This is a genomic window from Streptomyces sp. SID3343 (genome assembly GCF_009865215.1).
Classification (GTDB): Bacteria; Actinomycetota; Actinomycetes; order Streptomycetales; family Streptomycetaceae; genus Embleya.
This window is the reverse complement of the sequence record NZ_WWJX01000839.1, coordinates 1-3,200: the sequence shown is the minus strand read 5'-3', so window position 1 is coordinate 3,200 and position 3,200 is coordinate 1. Positions and strand designations below refer to the sequence as shown.

Here is a 3,200-nt window from a genome sequence, read left to right as displayed (position 1 = left end):
CGCGGACCCCGGCCAACCCGTGCCCGCCGGGCGCGATCGGCCGGCCACGCCCGCGATCGACGACCTCGATCGCCAACTCGTCGTCGCGGTAGGCGACTTCCAGCCGCGCCGCTCGGGTGTGCGCGTGCCTCACCCCGTTGGTCAGTGCGTTGGTCAGTGCCTCCTGGGCGATCCGATACGCGGACAACTCGATGCCGGCCGGCAGCTCGCGCGGGTCACCGACGACGATCGGATCCACCTGTACGGCCGCCCGGGGCGTCCGCTCGACCAACGACCCCAGGTCGGCCGAGCCGTCCGCATATGCGCGATGCCGCCCGAGCGCGTGGCCGACGGCCCACGCGCACACCGGTCGGCGACACCACCGAAGGGGGCACCGGGTCATGACGCCCGTGGGCGTCCCCCGGGGCGTGCTCGCGTCGGAATGGATCAAGCTGCGCTCACTTCGCTCCACCTAGCTGACGGTCGGGCTCGCGGCCGTGGTGGGGCTGGGCCTCGGTGCGTTCGACTACGGCAACCTGGTTGCCGACTGGGACGGCATGACGGCCGACGAGCGGGGCCGGGTTCGACCCGGTCCGGTTCGGCTTCAGCGGCGGTTACTACGTCGTGGTGCTCGCGCTCGGCGTCTTGGGGGTACTGGGCATGAGCTCCGAGTACGGTTCGGGCCTGATCCGGATCGCCTTCGCCGCCGTGCCCCGGCGGCGTCGGGTGTTGGCGGCGAAGGTGCTGGTCACCGTCGGTCTGGTGCTCGCGGTCGGGGAGGCGATCGCGTTCGCGACGTACCCTGTCGGCCCGGTCGATCCCGGCCGACGAGGTCCTCGACGTCGGTCTCGGTGACCCGCACGTGCAGCGGGCGGTGGTCGGGACCGGTGCGTTCGTGGCCGTCACGGTTGTGCTCGGCCCGGCCGCGGGCGCCGTCGTGCGGCATTCGGACGGCGCGGTCACCGCCCTGTTCTTCGTCACGCCGATGCCGGCCGCCGCGAGCGAGACCGCACAGAGCCGGACGCTCCAGTCGCTGTTCCGGACCCTGAGCAGGACGATCGGTCGCGCGCAGGCCGGGCGCCCCTCGATCACGATGGCGGTCGTGGAGTGCGTCGTCTACCGCGTGCTCGCGCTCGGCACGGCCGGGTGGCTGCCGGAGCGTCGCGACGCCTGACCGACGGGCTTGTTCGAGTCGACGCGGTCCGGCGGGTTCGTGACGGACGGGTGAACGGCGTCCTCGGCCGGAAACCCGCCCCGTCACGGACGGTCCGTCGCGGAGCCGACGTCGTCGTCGAAGTCGGTCAGGACGTCTCGCGGGCTGCGGCGATGGTGGCGACGGCCGCGGCGATGTTGGCCTCGGCGCCGGCCGGGTCGATGCCCACGCCGGTGAGTACGCCGTCGCCCGCTTCGAGTTCGAGCAGCGCGAGCAGGATGTGCTCGGTACCGACGTAATTGTGGCCGAGCCGCAGGGCTGCCCGGAAGGTGAGTTCCAGCGCCTTGCGCGCCGAGGTGTCGTACGGGATGAGCTCGGGCACGACGTCGGCCGGCGCCGGCAGCACTGCGGTGACTGCTCGACGGACGGCGTCCAGGGGGACGCCCTGGGCGACGATCGCCTTCGCGGCGAGCGCGTCCGGTTCGCTGAGCAGGCCGAGCGCCAGGTGCTCGGTGCCGACCTCGTCGTTGCCGGCCGCGCGGGCCTCGTTCTGCGCGGCCATGACGACGTTCCTGGCCCGCTCGGTGAACCGGCTGAAGCCCTGACTGGGATCGAGATCCAGGGGCTGACCGGAGTCCTTCGTGACGAAGCGCTTTTGGGCCGCCTGCTTGCTGACTCCCATGCTCCGGCCGATGTCGGTCCAGGACGCGCCCGAACGGCGGGCCTGATCCACGAAGTGGCCGATCAGATGATCCGCCACCTCCCCGAGGTGGTCTGCCGCGATGACGGCGTCGGAGAGCTGGTCGAGCGCGTCGGAGTGGACCTTCTTGATGGCCTCGATCAGGTCGTCGAGGCGGACGGGATTGGTCATGCGCGTCGGGTTCGTCATCCGTCAACCCTAGGTTGACGATCTCGCGATCGTCAACCCTTGGTTGACGATCGAGTGTGGCGTGGGCCGTCGACCTACTCGTGCGCCGAATCCTCGGGGACGAACTTCAACCTCGGCGTTCGTCGCCACGCGTCGGGGTCGTCCGCTCCGCGCGCCCACGCGCCGAGCCGACCCGAGGACTCGACCAGGATCACGCCCACCACGCCCGCCGCCAGGACGAGGGCGAACAGGGCGACCAACCAGGACTCGATCGCGAACGCGACGCCGATCGTGCCGTAGCGGCTTTCGTTGGTGGACAGCGCGTGCGGGACGTAGCGGGACGAGGCGAGCCCGAGCGTGAGGGTGACCGCGGCCGTGGTCAGCGCCGTGGGGACCAGGGCACGCCAGTGCACCCGGCCCGACAGCAGGACGAACGGCGTCCACCACCACATCGCCAGCGCCCCGGCGGCGGCGAGGGCCACGCGCAGCACGTTGAGCGGGCCGCTTCCGTGGGTGACCTTGAACGTCAGCCCGAGGAGGACGAAGTACACCACCAGGCTCACGATCCACGCCAACGGCCGCCACGCACTGCGCAGCCCGCCCGGGGTGAGCCGCCAGCAGCGCTCGTACACGCGTTGCAGCGCACGGCTGAAGCTGGTCGCGCTCAGCAGCACGATCAGAAACCCGACGGCGGTCACGCCCGAGTCCGACTCGCTGCCGGAGATGCCCCGGACCTCCTGCGCGGTCCCGCCGAGCCCGAGTCGGGTGCGCATCGCGTCGATCATGCCGTTGCTGATCCCCTCGGGAGCCTCGGCGGCGACCACGAGGACCAGCGGCATAAGCGCGAGGAACGCCTGCGCGGCCAACGCCATCATGCGATCGGTGATGTGGATGTCCAGGGCTCGCGTGACACAGCGGCCGGGAAAACTCTCCGCCCAGCGCTCCCGCACCCGCGCGAGTCGCTCGCCGGCCGCCACCTTCACTCGCGCGAGCTGCATGGGCCGACCCCTGACCGAGAACGAACGAGCGAAGGCACACAATGCCACGAAACGCACTTTATCTTCCTATTGCGGCGACTCCCCGCCTAGCCACCCCGGTCGCTCGACCAGGCCGGCATCCGTGAACCCGTCTCCGGGCGCGACCATCCGAGCCCCGGGAAGGCGGCCGGCGGTCGGGATGGCCGGGGTGGGAGGCGCGGGC

Annotated in this window: 4 protein-coding genes and 1 pseudogene; 2 read left to right on the top strand and 3 right to left on the bottom strand. The window is 71.5% G+C overall.

Annotation, left to right across the window (positions count from 1 at the left end; genetic code table 11):
• Positions 1-346, bottom strand: a pseudogene (locus GT354_RS26285) (sensor histidine kinase); the annotation flags it as partial.
• A 293-nt stretch (positions 347-639) separates the two neighbouring features.
• On the opposite strand from GT354_RS26285, the gene GT354_RS26280 reads away from it, so the two are divergent.
• Together GT354_RS26280 and GT354_RS26275 are read left to right on the top strand one after the other, a co-directional pair.
• On the top strand, positions 640-834 hold the full coding sequence (locus GT354_RS26280) for a hypothetical protein (RefSeq protein ID WP_161358853.1): 195 nt from the start codon (positions 640-642) through the stop codon (positions 832-834).
• A 40-nt stretch (positions 835-874) separates the two neighbouring features.
• On the top strand, positions 875-1,153 hold the full coding sequence (locus GT354_RS26275) for a hypothetical protein (protein WP_161358852.1): 279 nt from the start codon (positions 875-877) through the stop codon (positions 1,151-1,153).
• A 127-nt stretch (positions 1,154-1,280) separates the two neighbouring features.
• On the opposite strand, the gene GT354_RS26270 is transcribed toward GT354_RS26275, so the two are convergent.
• Together GT354_RS26270 and GT354_RS26265 are read right to left on the bottom strand one after the other, a co-directional pair.
• Positions 1,281-2,021 carry a Clp protease N-terminal domain-containing protein gene (locus tag GT354_RS26270; protein WP_161358851.1) on the bottom strand — a complete coding sequence of 247 codons (741 nt, stop codon included), beginning with the start codon at positions 2,019-2,021 and terminating at the stop codon, positions 1,281-1,283.
• A gap of 74 nt (positions 2,022-2,095) precedes the next feature.
• Positions 2,096-2,998: a YhjD/YihY/BrkB family envelope integrity protein gene (locus GT354_RS26265; RefSeq protein ID WP_161358850.1), complete on the bottom strand. Its 903-nt coding sequence runs from the start codon at positions 2,996-2,998 to the stop codon at positions 2,096-2,098.
• Positions 2,999-3,200 lie beyond the last annotated feature (202 nt).

What these genes read in the sequence shown, in the direction of transcription:
- GT354_RS26270 (WP_161358851.1), bottom strand. Translation starts at nt 2,021, where the DNA reads ATGACGAACCCGACGCGCATGACCAATCCCGTCCGCCTCGACGACCTG.
- GT354_RS26265 (WP_161358850.1), bottom strand. Translation starts at nt 2,998, where the DNA reads ATGCAGCTCGCGCGAGTGAAGGTGGCGGCCGGCGAGCGACTCGCGCGG.
- GT354_RS26280 (WP_161358853.1), top strand. Translation starts at nt 640, where the DNA reads ATGAGCTCCGAGTACGGTTCGGGCCTGATCCGGATCGCCTTCGCCGCC.